11 protein-coding genes are annotated in these 19522 nt (G+C 33.4%); 4 read left to right on the top strand and 7 right to left on the bottom strand.

The window, feature by feature from the left end:
• Positions 1 to 12 precede the first annotated feature (12 nt).
• Complete coding sequence (locus LS64_RS13695; RefSeq protein WP_160662235.1) at positions 13 to 2151, bottom strand: methyl-accepting chemotaxis protein; 2139 nt, start codon at positions 2149 to 2151, stop codon at positions 13 to 15.
• A gap of 136 nt (positions 2152 to 2287) precedes the next feature.
• On the opposite strand from LS64_RS13695, the gene LS64_RS09655 reads away from it, so the two are divergent.
• Positions 2288 to 4024, top strand: coding sequence for a nitrilase-related carbon-nitrogen hydrolase (locus LS64_RS09655; RefSeq protein ID WP_034572648.1), 1737 nt, complete (start codon positions 2288 to 2290; stop codon positions 4022 to 4024).
• Between the two features lie 18 nt (positions 4025 to 4042).
• Here the strand turns inward: LS64_RS09655 and LS64_RS09650 are convergent, their stop codons facing one another.
• Positions 4043 to 6040, bottom strand: coding sequence for an OmpP1/FadL family transporter (locus LS64_RS09650; protein ID WP_052062560.1), 1998 nt, complete (start codon positions 6038 to 6040; stop codon positions 4043 to 4045).
• Between the two features lie 97 nt (positions 6041 to 6137).
• Complete coding sequence (locus tag LS64_RS09645; protein ID WP_034572645.1) at positions 6138 to 6938, bottom strand: sulfite exporter TauE/SafE family protein; 801 nt, start codon at positions 6936 to 6938, stop codon at positions 6138 to 6140.
• Between the two features lie 412 nt (positions 6939 to 7350).
• Here LS64_RS09645 and LS64_RS09640 point away from each other — a divergent pair, with 412 nt between their 5' ends.
• Positions 7351 to 11136, top strand: a complete 3786-nt coding sequence (locus tag LS64_RS09640; RefSeq protein WP_034572639.1) for an LPD23 domain-containing protein — start codon at positions 7351 to 7353, stop codon at positions 11134 to 11136.
• 1021 nt (positions 11137 to 12157) lie between these two features.
• On the opposite strand, the gene LS64_RS09635 is transcribed toward LS64_RS09640, so the two are convergent.
• The 4 genes from LS64_RS09635 to LS64_RS09620 all read right to left on the bottom strand — a co-directional run bounded on the left by LS64_RS09635 (position 12158) and on the right by LS64_RS09620 (position 16636).
• A complete protein-coding gene (locus LS64_RS09635) occupies positions 12158 to 13036 on the bottom strand; it encodes a hypothetical protein (RefSeq protein WP_052062559.1) in 879 nt (292 codons plus the stop codon).
• Positions 13037 to 13367: 331 nt separating this feature from the next.
• Positions 13368 to 15146, bottom strand: a complete 1779-nt coding sequence (locus LS64_RS13385; RefSeq protein WP_034572636.1) for a methyl-accepting chemotaxis protein — start codon at positions 15144 to 15146, stop codon at positions 13368 to 13370.
• 83 nt (positions 15147 to 15229) lie between these two features.
• Entirely contained in the window at positions 15230 to 15466 is a 237-nt protein-coding gene (locus LS64_RS09625) for a hypothetical protein (RefSeq protein ID WP_034572633.1), read from the bottom strand.
• A 15-nt stretch (positions 15467 to 15481) separates the two neighbouring features.
• Entirely contained in the window at positions 15482 to 16636 is a 1155-nt protein-coding gene (locus LS64_RS09620; RefSeq protein WP_160659307.1) for a DUF3373 family protein, read from the bottom strand.
• Positions 16637 to 17127: 491 nt separating this feature from the next.
• On the opposite strand from LS64_RS09620, the gene thrC reads away from it, so the two are divergent.
• Positions 17128 to 18732 (top strand): threonine synthase, encoded by a 1605-nt coding sequence (gene thrC, locus LS64_RS09615; RefSeq protein WP_034572630.1) that lies wholly within the window; start codon positions 17128 to 17130, stop codon positions 18730 to 18732.
• Positions 18733 to 18734: 2 nt separating this feature from the next.
• On the top strand, positions 18735 to 19397 hold the full coding sequence (locus tag LS64_RS09610) for an amino acid ABC transporter permease (RefSeq protein WP_034572627.1): 663 nt from the start codon (positions 18735 to 18737) through the stop codon (positions 19395 to 19397).
• The last annotated feature ends 125 nt before the right edge of the window (positions 19398 to 19522 follow it).

Here is a 19522-nt window from a genome sequence, read left to right as displayed (position 1 = left end):
ATTCTATAGAATCTAAAACTTTTTCTTATTCACATCATTTAAAATATTTGTTGATATTTCACTTACATTTTGTGAAACATTTAGGGCTTTATTTGAGATTTGCATATTTTCTTGCGTCATAGATTCTATATGTGCCACGGCTTCATTTATTTGCTCGATTGCTTGTGTTTGCTCTTTTATGCTTTCTTGCATATCATTTAGTGATTGCGTTAGTAGATTTACCGTTGCTTCTATTTCGCTTAGAGATTTATGCACTCGCTCTGCTAGTTTCCTTACTTCATCAGCTACGACAGCAAAGCCACGTCCGTGTTCTCCAGCCCTTGCGGCTTCTATTGCAGCATTTAGTGCTAGTAAGTTTATTTGGTCGCTTATATCACTTATGATTGATGTGATATTTTTTATTTCGCCACTTTGGGTTATTACTTGTTGAGTTTTGCTAAATACATTTTGCATTGAGCTAGTCATTTCATTTAGTGCGGCGCTGCTTTGCTCTAGTGCACTATATTGTGCATTTGAGCTAGAATCTATTTTTTGCACTATTTCGTGTAAATTATTAGATTCATTAGATAATGTATTTGCAAAGCTTAGCGATTGATTTAGCATTTTTACTATTTCATTGCCTAGTGCGTTTGTGATAGATTCTATATTTCCACTTGCATTTGGTATTGATTGTGTAAAATCTAAGTTTTTATATTTATTAAACACATCATCTATTATGTTTAAATCTTTGCCTACTTTGCTTTGGAATACTTCTAGCAATTCATTTAGCTTGTGTATTAATGTGTTTAAATCAGGATTTTGAGAATCTTTATCTAGCTTTACATTCAAGTTCCCATTTTCTGCTTCTTGTATAATATCACTTGCTTCTTGTATCACTTGCTTATTTTTACAAAAGACCTCTTTTGTGTAGTCTATATTTTTATTTAATGTTAAAGCAAAGTTGCCTAACTCATCTCTATATTTTGGCTGCAAGGGCGGTGGTGGCGTATTTGTCTTGTAGTTTATATAATCAAAAAAGATATTCATCTTAGCTAGAATATTTTTGATTCTAAAGACTAAAAAGCTATTAATAAACCAATATATCACTAAATAAATTACAATAAAGCCTACAACGCCTATTAAAATAATCGTCTTTAATAGCTCATAAATAGGTGCATATATAGATGAAAGCGGTGCAAATGCTACGCAAGTCCAATACACACCTGTGTTATGCCCTAGCTGAAAATGTGAGATGCCTATGTAGCCTTGCGTATTATCAATTAAGCTATAGCTAGTCACCTCTTCTTTTCTAAGATTAATAGAATTTTGCAATTCTTTAGCACTATTATGCGTATTTACCTTAGTGATATTTTTGGTTACAAGCTCTCTATTTGCGTGAAATGCTATATCGCCATCATTATCTAGTAAAAATAAAAAGCTATTTTCAAATACCTGCGTTTTAGACGCTCTAGCCTGCATTATAGAATCTATTACATCTAAATCGATTAATACTCCTACTACGCCTTGTGCGGTGTTAGTATCATAGTTTATTAATGGTAGTGAAATCGCTACGACTAGCTTTTGCTTACCTTCTATATTTCTAAAGCTAGGTTTGCCTATGCTTATTTTCTTTGTATTTATTGCGTTTTTAACGCTTTCAAATTGTAGTATATTTTCTTGTGCGTCTATTAGACTTGCAGCTCCATCTATGCTATGAATGGTAGTTAAGATTCTATTATCATTTTCTCCTATATTATAAGAAGTGGAGTTACCCCCCCCCCCCCGTATCATTGCTTTAGAATCTACATTTTGCATTTTATTAGCAAAATCTTTTTCTAAATAAATGTAACCATACGAAACAAAGCTCATATTATTAGCAGCATTTGAAATACGAGATAGAAAATCGCCAAATTCCACATTTCTAGTATTTATCGAAGATTCCATATTTTGCGAAAGCAGCATAAGAGATGAAATCGTCTCGTTAAATAAGCCCTGCATATAATTTGCCCGTCTAATTGATACATTTTGCAGTAATTTCTCCGCCTCAGCCACTTGCAAACTAGAAGATTTAAACCCTACAAGTGTCATCACCACACTTAAAAAAAGCCCTAAAATCAACCCTACAACCAGTGAGATTCTAACTCCTAATCTCATATTAACAAAAAGTCTCATGACAAAATCCTTACATAAAGTCATTTTAAAGGCAAAATGATAATATAAAAATTATTAATATAAACTTAAAATAATGAGAATATAATTTCGATTTTGAAAAATATGGAAAAAAAGTAAAAAGTTTTAAGGGTATTTTATGAAAAAGACAAAAATAGATTCTAATATTATAGATTCTACACAAACAAACATAGAATCTAATAAAATAAAAAAAATACTTTTATTTATTAAAAGGGCTTTCACGCCAAAAAAGATTCTAATTTCTGCATTTTTTGCACTCCTTTTTTGGCTTAGCTTTTTTGGGGTAGTGCTGCAGAATCTAGCTTTAGAATCTAGCGATACAACAAATACTATTTTTTATAATTTTTTACAATATTTTCTTAGCATTATTATAATTTTATTTGGCTTTTTTATATTAAAAGATTCTAACAATATAGAATCTATAAAGCCATTTTTTACAATGCAAATATTTAAAAAAGATTCTAAAGGTGAAAAGTCTAGCGTTATAATTACCGCACAAGATAGTATTAAAGATTGCAAAAAATATATCTTTTATTTTTTATTAGTTATATTATTTATAATTATTTTTTCATTTTTACACAAAAATCATTATTTTTTATCTAGCGTTGGTTATGTTATTAGCATTGCTATATTTTTATTTTTAAAGCGTAAGTTTAGATTTTTATTTGGCTTTTTTGTTGGCGTATTTGGCTTTTTTTGGATACCTTTAAGCTTTCGTTTTGATGATTTGAGTGCGTTTATCCCCCTTGCAATCATTGGCATTGGGCTAATTTATGGCATTATTTTTTATTTTTTAATGTATTTTAATAATCTTTTTTTTAGATTTTTAAGCTGTCTTTGTTTATTTTTTATTGCCCCTTTTAGTTTTAATTGGCTAAATTTAGCGTATTTTAGTGCGTATAGTATTTTTAGTGTTGGCTCACTTGCTTTACTTATGATATTTCTAATTTTTTTAAAAAAAAGATATTATTTTTTAAGCTTTATATTTTTTCTAGTTAGCCTTGATTATAATTTTGGCGTGCAAGATTCTAAGCTAAATGCTTATGTGCTTCAAACAAATTTTAGCCAAGATAAAAAGTGGAGTTTGGAAAACAAACAAGCAAGTATAAATGAGAATTTTAAAGCGATTGAAAGTGCGATAGAGCAGGGCTTTGATATGATTTTATTGCCAGAGTCTGCCTTTCCATTTACGCTAAATAGAAATGCAGAAGTGTATGAAAAACTGCTAAATTTAAGCCAAAAAATTGTTATTGTAACAGGCGGTATGCGACTGCAAAGTGATTTTAGGGATATTAATACGCAAATAGATTCTAATACCTTTATTAAGCTTGATAACTTGAAAAATAATGAAGTTATAGAATCTAGTATTTTAGATTCTAAAAGTTCTAAAAATATAGAATCTAATTTTGATATTATCGATAAAAGTATAATAAATTTGCCGAGTAAAGTTAGCGGATATTATAATAGTATGTATGTTTTTGCGTTTGGGAAGAGCATTATAGCGGATAAAATCGAGCTTGTGCCCTTTGGTGAGCGACTGCCTTTTGATAGTATTTTTAGGTATTTTGGCGTGGATTTTGGCTTTAGGGCTGGGGATAGCGTGGTAAAATTTGAGTTTAAGGGCTTAAAACTTGCTATTGCAAATTGCTTTGAAGGGACGATGAGTTTGCCTTATAAAAGTGGCGCAAAATACATTCTTATGGGTAGTAATAACGCGTGGTTTGCCCCTAGCACGCAGGCTATTATGCAAAAAATGATTATAAAATATTATGCACGTGCTTATAATACCTTTGTATATCATGCGACAAATTTTTCGCCAAAAGCAATAATTTCGCCAAATAATGCGGATTTGTAAGTTATGCAATCTTAGAACCTACCACCGATAGCCAATTGAGAATGTCGCGATGCGAAGTTGTCCCACGCCTGTGCCAGCATACACGCTTCTTGAGCTATCTTTAAAGGTTTGCGATAATCCTGCGCCTATGTCAAATCCACGAAAGTTATACTTCGCCCCCACGCCTATCATATAGCCATCGCTATCTGGGATACCTATTGCGGTTTGTGGCACGGGTGCTTTATCATACGCGCACGATACCATAAGCCGCAATTTCTTCCCTATATAGCTCATCCCAAGCCTAAATGTATCCGTATCAACCCAGCCATTTCCCATTTTTACCGCGGTAAAGTCGGCAAGACCGACCATTCCCATAAGCTGTGCTTGCTCAAAACTCTCGGGCACACTCCCAGGACTTGCCGTAAAGAAAGGAAGTTTTGAGCCGGGCATATCGACAAATGGGAATTTCGTGCATACATCCTTGCCAAAAAGATTGCTATCACAGCCAAACTCCGTATCAAACTTACGCCCTTGACTCCAAAAAGTGCGCTCATACACCGCTTCAAGCCTTAATTTTGCCTCATTTGGCAATTTAAACTCATGTGCATAAGCAACGGTTAAGATTTGTGGCATTGTTACATATAGATATAATGGAGCTTCCATACGCACACTTCCCACAGGACCACCGATAACGGTATCAGCGACCACATTTCCCTCAAATCTCATCGGTACATCGCTATTATACAAAATAGAAAACATACCACCCTTCCCTACTTTCACACTAGCACCTATTCGCCATCCTTTAATACTTAAATCGCTACCATTGCTTTGCTGGATAACTTGAGCTGTACCAACAAGGCAGGTTTGAATCTTAGCCACCATTGCTTTTATAACATCTAGTTGTGAAGCATTCGGTGGTAAGCCCAAAATAGGATATAACACAGGATTATCCTTAACCATATCTAGCATACTTTCCATTTCTGGTGGTATTAATCCACCCGGCAAACTTTGTAAAATATCAGGGTCAAAGCTAGGAGTGCAGTTTTTACCACTTACAGGCTTTTGCTCTGGTAGCCAAATATTATTTTGCTTATCATCTGTGCTAATATCATTTTTACTTTGCTCGCTTGATATGCCAAGTGGGACATACACGATATTATTAAAAGTCCCCATACCATATAAAATCCGCCAACCTAAGCCAACGCTAAAAATATCCTTATAAGTGTAGCTAATAGCAGGGGCAAATTCAATTAAGAAAATCATAACATCTTGCAGAAACTCGCCACCTTTACCATTCCACTTCATAGCCAAACCACTAGGTGCGATGAAACTCGCTCCAAAGGTAAAACCGCTATAATTTTTTGACTTATAAAAAAACTTTGGTAGCATAAAATTAGTATCGCCCGTTGAACCATCGACTACTTGTAAATCAGGTGGGCTATGCTGCAGTGGCACCGTAGTGGGTATTAGATTCCCACCCATAACTCCATTGTATATAGCAGGACCTACTCCAGGACATAAAGGCACACCATTAACACGGCAACTATCTCTCAATGTTCTTAAAGGTGCTATATCATATTCCATATATGTAAAAGAACTAAGCCCTTGATTTGTGCTAGGCACTTTAAACTTAAAGCCGGGGATATTAATGATTGAGAAGTCAAACTCAAATTCATGCTTATTCTCACCATAATCATTTAAAAAGCCCATATTTGCGGGGTTATAATAACTTGCATCAGCGCCCCTTGCTCCTGCTACATAAGCCGAACTTAAAGCCGTAGCATTCAAGCTTTGCTCTTGAATCTTAAAGCCATTTGCATTTATTATATGTGTTAGGTTTAGTAAAATGAATAAAGCAAGTAGGAATTTATAGAATCTAGATTCTATATTTTCTATTTTTTTAGAATCTTTTAGGTTTTTAGATTCTATATTTGATAACTTTTTATTATTAAAATTATAGAATCTAGATTCTAAAGATTCCATAAACTTATAGAATCTAAACTTACAAAACTTAAAAACCCCACGTATTTTTCTCATCTTTCACCCCTAAAATGTGTCACCTACCCCTTAGCAACACTCATAAAATCGTAATTTTACTACAAAATTCTTAAATCATTATTAACCAAAAATAAAATTACTTAAAGATTCCATAATATTCCAACACTTTATTCAATGTCGCTAAAATTGAAATAATATAGATTCCCATTAATAATTTTCTGTGGTGTTTTAGCGAGATAGAATCTAAAATCTTGCTACCGATTAAAACGCCTAAAATCGAGAATGAACCGATAACCACACCCGCGTGCAGCACGGCATCGCTGCTTAGTCCGTGCGTGCTAAATGATAGCGACCCAGCGATACTTGCAAACATGATGAAAAATAGCGAAAGTGGCATGATTTTTTTGGTGTCAAAGCCCAAGAAATACGCCAAAAGTGGCGTTAAAATTAGCCCTCCGCCAATGCCCAAAGATATGGCAAAAACGCCTGTTAATGCGCCTACTAATATCAAAATTATGGCTTGTTTATTCGCGCTCATTTGCACTTTTCTAGCCGCCGTTTTCCCGCCAAATGCGAACTTGTAAAATGTCGCCAGCGAGACTAGCAAAAACGCCAAAGTAAGATGTTTAGAATCTACTAAAGAGAGCAAAAATCCGCTACATGACGCGCCTAAAAGTCCGCCAAGCCCTAAAAAAAACGCGATTTTTAAATCCAAGTTTTTTTTCTTAAAAATATTCAAAAATGTGCCAAAAACGGATGAAAAAATCATCTGCAAAACAGAAATAGCAATCGCATCATGTGCGCTAAATTCAAGATTTGGCAAAAAATAATGGCTATAAAGCACGGCTGGCACGATAATCATCCCACCACCAAGCCCAAAAAGCGCGGCAATCACGCCTGTGACAACACCAAGAAAAGCCAACGTTAAAAATTCCATAGAGCAAATTATACCCAAAATTTACAGAAATATTGTAAAATTTAGAATATTTGTGGAAATAGATTCTAAAAAACACAACTAGATTCTATAAAAGTTATAGAATCTAAGATTTTATTTTGGTAAATTAAAATGACGTGGTTATGTTACTATAAAATATAGAAAGATTCTAACATAGACTTTAAAATAAAGCGAGATACTAACGAGAAAATCATAAAAAATATAGAATCTAAATTTAATTTTAATCCACAAAAAACAAAAGATTTATATGAATGGCACAAAGATTCTAGCCCTTTAACAAAAGAAAAAGACGGCACACCAAAGTGTTTTATCACATATAAAAGAAGCAACTGATGGCTTAGAAGCCTACTTTTTTTCAAAAAATAAAGGAAATATAGAATCTTTTAGCAAGGCTTTGGGTGGAGATTATATAAAAGATTTTCAAGGAAGCATATTTGCAGCCGCGCTTAAAAGAATGAGTGAAAATAATGCAAATCCAAGTCAAACATTATTTGATAGAATAAAAGAATTTAGGGAATACGCAGAGGAACATTTACAAACGCCCGGGCTTTTTAGTAATGAAATAGCAAGAATGCCAAATGATTTTGATTTTCTAACATTCATTTTATCAAAGCATAGCAATCAAATAAATGATAATTTACGCAATATTTTAAATCTATTCATAGAAAAAGAAAAGCTAGATAAAGGCTTAATAAAACTAGATTCTATAAAAGATGACGACTTAAAAGAAACACTAAAACGCATACTAGATAAAGACACCATAGAATCTAAACCACATTTAGAATCTAATATAGAATCTACCCCCACAAAACAAGATTCTATAAATCCAAAAGAAACCATAGAATCTAAAACCACGCAAGATTCACCAAAAGATTACTTACAAAAAACACTAAACGCTAAGAATAAAGAGGATTTTGATTATAATTTAGTAGAGTATGCGTTAAAGTCAAGCCCTGATATAGAAATAAATACCTTTAGTGATATAATAAAATATGTTAAAGATTTAAGTGATGATGATATTTTAAAGATTGCGACAAATAGATTTTTTGACGAAGATTATTCCGCCGTTCATTATGCTGTCGCAGCAAGGCGCAATAATATGGCAAATGCGGTATATAATAAATATGTAGATTCTATGCAAGAATATATCAAAGAATTGCAAGAGAGATTTAAAAAAGGCGAGAATATTTCAAAAGAATTAAATAAAATATATAAAGAACACTTAGAATTAGACAAGAAATATTACCCACAAAAGCATTTTTCTAAAGGTTTTAGAGAACAAGTCAAACAAGCATTTAACCATAATATAAAAGAAGAAAATAATAAAAAAGAACTTGCAGAAGATGCAAAGGCTACGATAGAAAGCACGATAAAAAACCCAGTGATTAAATATATGGAACATGATTATTTAACTCATATTGAAAAAGAAACAGCCACTAAGATTCTAAAAAATATGCAAAAAGAGCTTAAGAAAAATGGCTTAAAAAATATCGACAAAATAGAAAATGATATGATAAGCTTTATGGAAACAATAAAAACTACACCACGAACTATTGAATGGACGAGAAAACAATTTGCAAACTACAAGGCTTTTTATAAAGATTCTAAACATACAGATTCTATTGATTATTCACTAAAACAAGATGCACCACGAGAATCTATTACAATAGACAAAAAAGACGCAGAATCTTTTATAAATAATTATTTAGATTCTAATACGCCCACGCCATTACCAAAAGGCATAAATGTAGAGCAATTTTTAAAAATTTTAAACGAAGTGGAAAATAAAGGCGACTTTATAGAACACTTAAAAACACGAAACAACGCAGAAGTAAGATTAGCATATTTGAATCTAGTCGAGCCAACGCTGAAAAACGCGGATATAGAATTGACTTTTAAAGGCGAAGGCAAAAAAGAATACATAAAATCTTTTATAGATTCTGAAAACAATCAAATATATTATTTATTAGTAACAAGAAATAATGATAAAAGTTTTGTAACGGGCATACCAAAAGCAAAAAAAGGATATATACGAAATCAAGTAAGAAATGCGGATATTATTCGCTCTTTCACTCCGCCGAGTAGGAGCGAGTCTATAAAGACAAGCAACGACAACGCGTTGAGCGAACTACAAGAAAATCTTACCAAAGATTCTAAAATATTGCAAGACTTTACACCAAATATTAAAGTGGATGCGCAAAAATTAAGTTTAGAAAGTTTAGAATCTATCTTTAAAAGTGGCAATAAAGACAGCGTTAATGCAGAGTTATTTGATAAGGCTTTTAAAGTTGCAAAAGATTTAAATGTTACTTATAGTAACGAAATTTTAGGAAATAAAAAGATTTTAGGGCAATATAACGCGACTACAAATAAAATAACTTTGCAAGATTTTAGTAGCGAAACGATACTGCACGAGCTAATCCATAGCGTTACAAGCAGGGCAATTGACAATCCACAAATCGCATTGAAACCTATCCAAAAACACGCAATAAATAATCTAAATAGAATCTATAATCGACTAAAACTAGATTCTAAATTCAAAGATGAATACGCACTAACAAACGTCAAAGAAATGATAGCCGAGCTAAGCAACCCTATTTTTAGGGAAAAGCTAAAGAGTCGAAATCTATTCCAACGAATGATAGATGCAATCGCAAACTTTTTAGGCTTTAGAAAAGATTCTAGCAACTACGCCGCCATCTCCAAAAATCTACACAACATAATCGACAACTACGCCCCAAACTACACAAAAACCATAGAATCTAAACTGCAAGATTCTAACAAAATCCAAGCAAAAGACTATATTTTCGCGGGCGAAAAAGCCTTGCAACAAAAAGGCTTTAACACACAAATAAAAAACTTAAAAACCGCAAAAGACTTAGAATCTAAAGGCGAGTCCGCCGAGTCTATATGGCAAAAAACAGGATGGTATAAAGACAAAGATTCTAAATGGAAATTTGAAATAGATTCTAGCAAGGGAAAATTAAAGGGTGCGTTTTCTAAACTCAAAAACAAAAATTATCTAACATTGCAACAAATTTTAGATGATAAAGAATTATTTAAAGCGTATCCACAATTAAAAGAAATTAAAGTCGTGGGTATTCAAAACCAAGACATTAAAGGTAGCTACATCCCATCATTTAAACAAATCGAAATAGATAGTGATTTAAGCACATATACCGCAAAAAGCACACTTTATCACGAAATACAACACGCAATCCAAGATATAGAATCTTTTGCAAAAGGGGGAAATCTTTATGATTTTAATGGAAGCCATGAAACTAAATTTGATTTATACAACAAACTGCACGGCGAAGTCGAAGCTAGAAACACACAATATAGACTAGAGCCAAATAGATTCTATAACATAAAAACAAACAAAATCACGTATCCACACCCACATAAAACAATGGACGTGCCGCTTAATGAAACGATTATAGAATATAACAACTTGCTTAGCGCGAACCAACACAGCAAAGATTCTAACAATAAAAACATAGAATCTAAGCCGCAAGATTCTATGTTAGAATCTAATTCTAAAAATGCTAACTTTAAGGATAAAAAAGTGTCAAAAGATTCTAAAGAAAACAATCTAAAAACTTACAAAACACTTGAAAAATATAACACGCAAGATTTAAAATTACTAGATTCTAAAGAATATCAACACTTTTTAGATTCAGTATTAAGCAATGATATTGCAAGACTTAAAGAAGCCCCAAATATCGCATATATCGCAAATTTGAATGATGATTTAGTAAAATTATTAAATTTAGATTCTAATAAAATTTATTTACGCAAGAATGATTTACACCATTTTAGAATCCAACGCAAAAGCGGATACAATCAAGATGTAGAATCTAATATTTTGAAAGATTTACCGAACTTATTAAGCCAAGCAAAACACGCTTATATCGACAAAATACATAATAATTTTTTGATAACAAAAGAATTAGGTAATGGCAAAATAGCAAAATTTGCAATAAACAAAGACGAACAAGGAAACTATATCGTAACCGCTGGAAGTGTAGATAAAAATAATATTTTATATAATAAAGACTTAGAAGCGGTAGGACTTGCACCTACAATACCAACTCAAAAGCGAGTTCCCGGAGCTACTACATTACCGCCATCAACTTCTAAGGTCAGTAATGATAGCAAAAAGTCGCAAACTTTGCAATAAAACAACAAAGATTCTAAGCAAAACATAGAATCTAATTACGATTTACCATTTGCAAGAGAATAACCCCCCCTAAAATTCATTTGTTTTTTATGCTTTAATTTTATTTGTAGAATTTATCTAAACTTATCGCAGGGCGAAAGGGTAGGAGTTGCAAAGCCGCACTTTGCTAAGACGTGCTAAAAGTGGTGCGCCTTATAGTTTAAGAGCGAGAAAAATACTTACTCATTTAAATTCTATTTTAAACTAAAAATAAGACTTTAAAAACATAGAATCTAAAATGCAAGATTCTAAAAAAGATTTTATCAATAAAAATATAGAATCTAATAACTAGATTCTAAGAAAACATAGAATCTTATAACACACAACACTTTTTTATAAACAACCCCCCCTAAAATTCATTTAGATTTTTAACTAAGATTATAGAATCTATTTTATTTTAATGATTAAAAAATACTAAATTTAGAAAATCTAGTATTTTTTAGAATCTTTTTATCGAAGTTTGGTAAAATTCGTATTTTCTATATTTTCGCCACCACATTTTTATAGAATCTTGTTTTATAAAATCTTTAGATTCTAATTTATATCATAACTGTTAACACAATCCCTATGAAGTCATAGCCAACTAGATAAATTTCATTTCATACAATACACACAAAAAAATTACACAGACAATACCGCAAAAGCTTAAGATTCTAACCTAAGAAACTTTTGCTTAAAAACAACCTAACATATAAGTAGCATTGAAACGCATAAATAGAATATATATATATATATATATAACTCTTCCTTATAGAATCCTTTTAGGATTTTTATAAAAATACCAAATACTTAGACAGCAGTATTAAAACCAATATAAATAAATACCATATTTTAAAAGTGAGAATATTTTAATAATTATAAAATATATTGTCTTTAAAACAAACAAATTAATATTATAAAATAGGTAAAGTAAGCACTTGATAATTGCCACTCTATCTATAAATAGGAGTTTTAGCATTTAGATTCCATTAAATCAACAAAACTATTTAAAGCTAAGCGAGATGCCGTTGCGTAGCACGCTTGGATTGTAGTTATCAGTTATCATTACATATTGAATCTTGTCATTTACGCGGATTGTGTAGTTTTGCGTTGGGTTAGCTAGCATTATCGCATCAACCACATTCATATTAGAATCAAACATCAAGATTTTAGGATACCAGCTCACATTATCGCGCGATGCGATATTTAGCGTGCCTACGCCATTTAGACTTAGCCAGTATTTGCCATTAATTTTAACTATATCGCGGCTACCTTTTTGGATAGAATCTGCATTTGTTAGGTTAGACTTTTGCAAACTAACATCATAAATATAGTGATTTTCCGCTGCCTTTTTGACATCTAAAGTCGCATATCCGCGCTTACTTAGATTATCCACAATCAAGGTTGGGTCGATATTAGATTCTGAGTTTAGAGTGTAGGTTAGGCTTAGCTGCTTTTGCGCCTTTTTAGCATCTGTCACATAAAAATACGAGTAGCCCATACTGCTTAAAAGGCTGCTAGTAGCGTAACTCAAAAACATAAAACTAGGCTCGCCATCGCTATTTAAAAAGTGATTTATCTTAAAACTAACCATTACATTGCTAGGCTTATTTAGCTTTAAATTCATAAGTCCATTTGCCTTTAGTGTCCTTAGAATCTTAGGGACATCTAGCCTTTTATTTGCATAAAACGCAGACTCATCGCTAAAAATCTTGCGGATAAAATTTTCATTACTCCTGTAGGTTTGCGGTGGTATAAGGCTTTTTATTTTTTCTTGCACACTCATATTTATAGAATCTTGTGCAGTTAATATTATAACATTAAACGAAAATATAAGAATAAAAATTGTGATATATCTAGCAATATGTTTTAAAAGTATCATTTTTTTCCTTTATTGTTTTAGTTTAGATTCTAATGCAATGTCTATCTTTTGTGATTTATCACGCACTTGGGACTATCTTAGGTAATTCTAGTTTAAGATTGTTAAGATATTTAAAGCTTTTATCTCCAAGCAAGATAAAAGCTAGTTTATTAAATAAGTTACTAATATGTTTTGAACATAAAATTAGATTCTATAAATTCACTCTCATTATATACTTTTAATTTTTAAATATTACAAAATAATAGGCTAAAAAAGCTTTTTGTAATGGAAGGATAAATTTATTGAGTTATAAATAAATATAGGAAAGATTAGATTCTATAAAGTTGTGTGCCTAAAAGCCGTGGATTACCTTGCTTAGCACCGCGTCATTTTCTTTTAGTTTTAGTGAACGCTCCATTACGGTGTTTATTACCTTTTCGGATTCTTCTAGCAGGTTATTTATCACATTCATTGAGCTTATCACATCTTTTGTTTGATTTGTTAAATCAAGTGTTTTATCATTTTGCGTTTTAATGTTTTGGATTACCTCTGTTACATTTTCTTGTATGTTTGATAGGCTTTGCTTACTTTCTTCGCCACTTTTTGATAGATTTTCAAAAGTTTGTGAGTTTTTCTGCACAGATTGCGAGATATTATCTAGGTTGTCATTTACTATGCCTATTGTGGTTTCCACTTCACCCAAACTCTTTTGTGTGCTTTCAGCCAACTTCCTTACTTCATCAGCTACGACTGCAAAGCCACGTCCATGCTCCCCAGCCCTTGCTGCTTCTATTGCAGCATTTAAGGCTAGTAAATTTGTTTGTTTTGATACATCATAAATTAGATTCAATACATTTTTAATATCAAGCACAGATTTGCCAAGTGTGTCAAGGCGCGTATTTAGCTCATCTTGACTAGCCACGCAGCTCTCCAAATCCTGCAGCAACGTATTCATACTTTCACTTGTTTCATCGATAAACTCTTTACTTTTATTTATTTTTTCTTGTGAATTATTTGCAGATTCTATATTAGAATCAAGTCCTGCGATTACCGCACCACTCTGCTCTACGCTATCTTTTGTCTTATGAGAAATATTTAGCATATTTTCCTTAAGATTAGTGATATACTCATTCAGCCGCACGATTTCCTTACTTGTCTCACCGGCGATTTCAATAGTGTGCTTCATCTTATCAATGAAAGAATTTATAAATTTACTAACGATAAATAGCTCATCTTTTTGCCCACGTTTTAGCTTCAAATTGCCCCCAGCGGTAAGCTTCTCGCCGCCCTTGCCCACTTCTTGCAAATATTCCACGACAATGTTAGAATCTTTATTGAAATTATTAAGCGTGATAAAGACCACGACCATCGCCACAATCGTAACAATTAGCACCAAAATAAGAATAAACATCACCACATTTGACTGCACCACAGCCTTGTCACGCACGGCTTTCAGCGAGTCAAGATTCTTAATTACGCCTGATAGCGACTTAGCATTTTCCTCCATATCATCAGCGATTTTTTCAAGATTAGTCGCAGATGTGCTTAGATTCTTATTTGTAGTCGCCGCCATATCGCTAAAACGCTCGATTAATATCTCATAAATCTCTTGGAAAATGCCCTGCAAACGCATTGACATATCCTTTGTATCGCCGCTATTTAGGGCGTTTTTAATACGCGGATAAAACTCTTTTAAATCAGAATCTTTATTGATAAAGCTATCATTCCAGCTTGTCGTCATTTGCGTTATAAGGTTTCGCGTGGCGGTATCAGCGGGGTTTAAGGCAAGTTGGATAAGTTTCGTATTAATCGTGCCGATAAATTCAAACTGCTCGATTAAAGATTCCATATCATCCATAGATTTTTTCGTATCCTTGACATACACTAGCATTTTATCAATTTGCGTGCTGGCGTTTTTGCTTAGTGAATCTAGCGCGCTAAAGCTCTTATTTACCTGCTCGACATTCTTTTCCTCTTCACTTACAAAGCTAGAAAATGAAAACTTAAAGGCAAAAAATAAAATCGCAATAAGCACAACAAGCCCACACAAAACGCTAAGATTGATATTTAGCTTTTTTGACAGGCTAAGATTTTGCAAGTTGGTAAAAAATCCGTTATTTGCGTTTGTCATATATGTCCTTTTTGATATGATGTTAGAATTATTATTAAAAATGTTTAAGATTTTATATAACGCGATAATTTTTAGATATTTTCTTATTTTCCTGCCACCTGTGATTTATTTGGATTGTCGGCAGCTTGGGCTATCATACAAGATTCTAATTCTTTAGCATCGCTTGCATCATCTACTTTTTTTACCCATCGTTTGATTTGATTCATCGTTTTTGAGCCAGGGTCTGGTGCATTGTATTTTTTCATTAATGACGCGCAATCCGCTAGTGCGAAACTAGAAAATAAACCTAAAGCGCTAAATAATAAAATTACCTTTTTCATAATTTCTCCTTTGTATTAGTATCGTAATGTGTAAGATAATGCAACGTTGTGCTCTGTAGTATCTATAGGCTGACTTAAACCACCAGCTATAGGTATAGAAAGTAGCGGTGCAGCAGCACTTCTATAAGCATCATGTCTCATAGTGTAACTAAGTCGTAAAAATTGATACATATCTATTTGTAATATAAAATAGACATCTTGCACGACCCCCTTTGTAGTCCTAATGTTTAGTGGGTCATTGATATTTACACGAGAGAGTGCATACCAGTGCTGACTACCATAGAAAAACTCATAGCCTAGCTTGTATCTATCATAAACATCAACTCTAGCCCCTGCATGCAATGCAAACGCAGCATTATCATTAAGTCTAGGTGCTTCACCTACGGTTGGTAAACTAAACACTTTAGCTCTACCGCCTTTATATAACGATGCAGAAGCAAACCAATTAAGTTTAAACTTAAATTTTTTTGTAACATTAATATCCATACTATGTTCTAAATGTAAGTTTACGTAATGTACATCACCTATATTTGTATCCCTACCACCAGTAAAAGTTGCTAAAGTAGCGTTATTTCCTGGCAGAGTATAATTAAAGATTCCAACATAATTAAGCATTAAAAGACTTGTGCCTAATCTCGCTGGTAAAAATGGCATTTCCCAGCCAACATAAGCAAGCTGCGTATTTGCCGCACCCACATTTCCCCAAATATTACCAGCCCCTGTAGTATCGGCTCCTAATGGCTGATAAATATGCCCATAGCCAAATCTAAAAGCGGAACTCGCTAGAGATTTTTTTCTAGCTTTAAAAGGTTTATAGGTTAGAACGATACCATCGCCTAGTGCATTTACCATTAAAGCTGGATAAGTCGCCATACGCACGGAGCTATTTCTAAGATTAGCACCAGGTCCATCGGTAGTAGGAAGTCGTCCTACACTAAATGCAAAATGATCTCCCATATAAATATCCACATAAGCACGCTCCACATATAAAGTAGGACCACCGCCCACAGCACGACCTGCATCAAGAACGCCTATGCCTCCTGTCGTGCCTGTATTGATACTTCCGCCACTACTCCAAGTCAAATCACCAAACGCTTTTGTCATTGAAAGTCGCCCTGTGAATTTCGTATATTTATTAATATCCGCATTCATATTAAGATATAACGCCATAGCCCATAAATTAGGGAAATTCCCAGCATAATTTCTATTATTCCCATCTCTTTGATAAATATTTGAATAGGATGTATTAAATTCGAGGCTAAATCGAACTTTACTTAAGGCAGCATTAACCTCATTTTCATCCACCCTGTTATTTAGGTCCTCAACATCTTCTTCTAATTGTGCTATTCTTTCTTCTAGACTCGCTGCATTCAACATGTTCGAGCAGAACAAACCACAAAAAAGCACACTTGAAGCTAAACCAGCCATTCCAAAAGACAACACATTTGATACTTTCATTACATTCCTTTTACAAAAAATAATTTTGTATTCTATCGTTTTTAACTTTAAAAGAAAATATTAACGCATTATTTTTTAGTATTTTTCTATAATAATGTGTAAAATTTACAATTTTTAATACAAAAGAAATAAAAATCAAACTCTTAAACTCTTTTTGTTATAATATTTCTAAAAATTTTTAAGCTAGATTTAAGGATAAAACCATGCAAGATTCTAAAAAAGATTCTAACCTCAAACATTTTTTAGCCCAGACGCGTAGTGAAAAGCCTACAAATAAGGACTTTGTTGATGCGATATTATCTCCTAGTGCCGAGTTTGGCGGGCTTTACACTTTTAGGGAGATTAAGCCCTTTTCACAAAATGAGTTAGAATCTATCTATAATGCCGATTACACCGACATTTGTAAGCGGGTTTTTAAGCAGCTTAATATCGACTTAGATTCTAAAATGCTAGATTACGCCCTTGAGAGTTACGCGCATTTTCGCGACCAAAACATCGCCCCACTCGTGCAGTTAGAGCCGCACCTTTACGCCCTAGAGCTATATCACGGACCAACTTTTGCCTTTAAGGATATGGCACTGCAGCCTTTTTCGCGGCTTTTAGATTCTATTGCAAGGGCGCAAAATAGGCACTTTTTGATACTTAGCGCGACTAGTGGCGATACGGGTCCTGCGACTTTGAGCGGCTTTGCTGGGTCGCAAAATATTAAGGCGATTTGCATTTACCCGCGTGGCGGCACAAGTGTCGTGCAAAGGTTGCAAATGACTACGCAAAGTGCGCCAAATTTGAAGGTTTTTGGGATAAATGGCGACTTTGATGCGGCGCAAAATGCGTTAAAAAACTTGCTAAAAAATAGGCATTTTATAGAATCTTTAGGCAAAAAAGGCTATGAGCTAAGTGCGGCAAACTCGGTAAATATCGCGCGAATCGCCTTTCAAATCGTGTATTATTTTGTGATTGCTAAAGAACTTTTTAAGAAAAAAGTTACTAAATTTAGTGTTATTGTCCCTAGTGGGAATTTTGGAAATGCGTTAGGTTGCTATTATGCTAAGAAATTAGGGCTAAATATTACAAAAATTTGTATTGCGTCTAATCCTAATGATATTTTAACGCAATTTTTTACTACAGGAAGTTATGATATTTCTAATAAAAAATTAATAATGTCTTATTCACCTGCAATGGATATTCTAAAAAGTTCTAATATTGAGAGGTTGCTATTTGATTATTTTGGTGCGGCGCGCACTAGGGAGCTTATGGAATCTTTAGAAAAAGATTCTAAGTTTTGTTTGAAAAAGGCTGAATTAGTGCGTTTGCAGGAGCTTTTTGAAGCGCGAAGTTTTAGTGATAAAGAGTGTTTGCAAGGTATAAAAGAGGCGTTTGAAAATGGCTATGTGCTTGACCCGCACACGAGCAATGCGTTCCTTTTTGCGAAGTTTAGGGAAGATTCTATGGAATCTAAAAATGCAGATTCTAATGTTATGTTGAGTGGTGCGAAACATCCAGATTCACGAGATTCTAAAAAAGATTCTAAAGAGGTGCAAGTCATCATTTCAACCGCGCATTTTAGCAAGTTTGCCAAAAATGTTTTACTAGCTTTAAGCGCTTTAGATTCTAATCTTTCAGCCAAAATTATAGAATCTATGGACGAAAAAAACGCCCTAGATAAAATAGTGAATCTAATAAATTCTAAATTACATAAGAACATAAAACTAGATTCCAAAATAACCGAACTTTTTTCTAAAAAAGAAATACATAATAAAACTTATGAAATCTCCCAGCTAGAAAATTCAATACTCTCTTGGGTGTAATAATGGAGCTTTTCACCCTAACAACTCTACTTCGCGTGCTAAGCGGGCTTTATGAGCTGCTTTTCGTGTCATTTGTTAGCATTTTGATTGCCGTTTTTGGCGGGCTAATCATAGGGCGATTTATGGTGGCTCGCGGCATTTTGGGCTTTTGCTGCAAAGTCTTTTTAGAAATCGTGCGTATTATCCCGCTTATCGCGTGGCTTTTTATCGTGTATTACGGCGTTTCGGCGGCTTTTGACCTGCATATTAGCTCGACACTTAGTGCGATTATTGTTTTTAGCCTGTGGGGCGTGGCTGAAATGGGCGATTTAGTGCGTGCCGCGATTTTAAATGTGCCAAAACATCAGCGTGAGTCCGCGCAATCTCTTGGCTTTAACGCCCTGCAAATCGAGCTTTTTATCATTTTTCCACAAGCGATTATTCACATTTTGCCTTCAATGGTAAATCTTTTTGGCAGGATTATTAAGACTACTTCGCTGTTGCCACTTATCGGTGTGGTCGAGATTTTGAAGGTCGGTCAGCAGCTAATTGAAGTCTTTGGGAAAAGTGATTCTAGCATTAGCTTTATCATTTATGGTAGTATTTTGATAATTTATTTTTTGCTTTGCTATCCATTCGCCCTTTTGGCTAACTTTTTGGAAAAAAGACTGCGAATGTATAGTTAGATTTATTTTGGATTTTTTTTATAATTTATATGGTATTTAAAGAATTTAAGTAACATATTTTTACAATATATTTAATTTATTCGTAAAAACTTCGTAAAACTTTACAAAGATTTTGTAAAATCGCG

Source organism: Helicobacter saguini (assembly GCF_000762875.2).
GTDB classification, from domain to species: domain Bacteria; phylum Campylobacterota; class Campylobacteria; order Campylobacterales; family Helicobacteraceae; genus Helicobacter_A; species Helicobacter_A saguini.
The sequence above is the reverse complement of the archived record's forward strand: the minus strand, read 5'-3'. Positions and strand labels throughout refer to the sequence as shown.

Bases quoted from the DNA above. Each gene is read 5' to 3' on its own strand.
- LS64_RS13695 (WP_160662235.1), bottom strand. From the start codon at position 2,151: ATGAGACTTTTTGTTAATATGAGATTAGGAGTTAGAATCTCACTGGTT.
- LS64_RS09655 (WP_034572648.1), top strand. From the start codon at position 2,288: ATGAAAAAGACAAAAATAGATTCTAATATTATAGATTCTACACAAACA.
- LS64_RS09650 (WP_052062560.1), bottom strand. From the start codon at position 6,040: ATGAGAAAAATACGTGGGGTTTTTAAGTTTTGTAAGTTTAGATTCTAT.
- LS64_RS09645 (WP_034572645.1), bottom strand. From the start codon at position 6,938: ATGGAATTTTTAACGTTGGCTTTTCTTGGTGTTGTCACAGGCGTGATT.
- LS64_RS09635 (WP_052062559.1), bottom strand. From the start codon at position 13,036: ATGATACTTTTAAAACATATTGCTAGATATATCACAATTTTTATTCTT.
- LS64_RS13385 (WP_034572636.1), bottom strand. From the start codon at position 15,146: ATGACAAACGCAAATAACGGATTTTTTACCAACTTGCAAAATCTTAGC.
- LS64_RS09625 (WP_034572633.1), bottom strand. From the start codon at position 15,466: ATGAAAAAGGTAATTTTATTATTTAGCGCTTTAGGTTTATTTTCTAGT.
- LS64_RS09620 (WP_160659307.1), bottom strand. From the start codon at position 16,636: ATGGCGTTATATCTTAATATGAATGCGGATATTAATAAATATACGAAA.
- thrC (WP_034572630.1), top strand. From the start codon at position 17,128: ATGCAAGATTCTAAAAAAGATTCTAACCTCAAACATTTTTTAGCCCAG.
- LS64_RS09610 (WP_034572627.1), top strand. From the start codon at position 18,735: ATGGAGCTTTTCACCCTAACAACTCTACTTCGCGTGCTAAGCGGGCTT.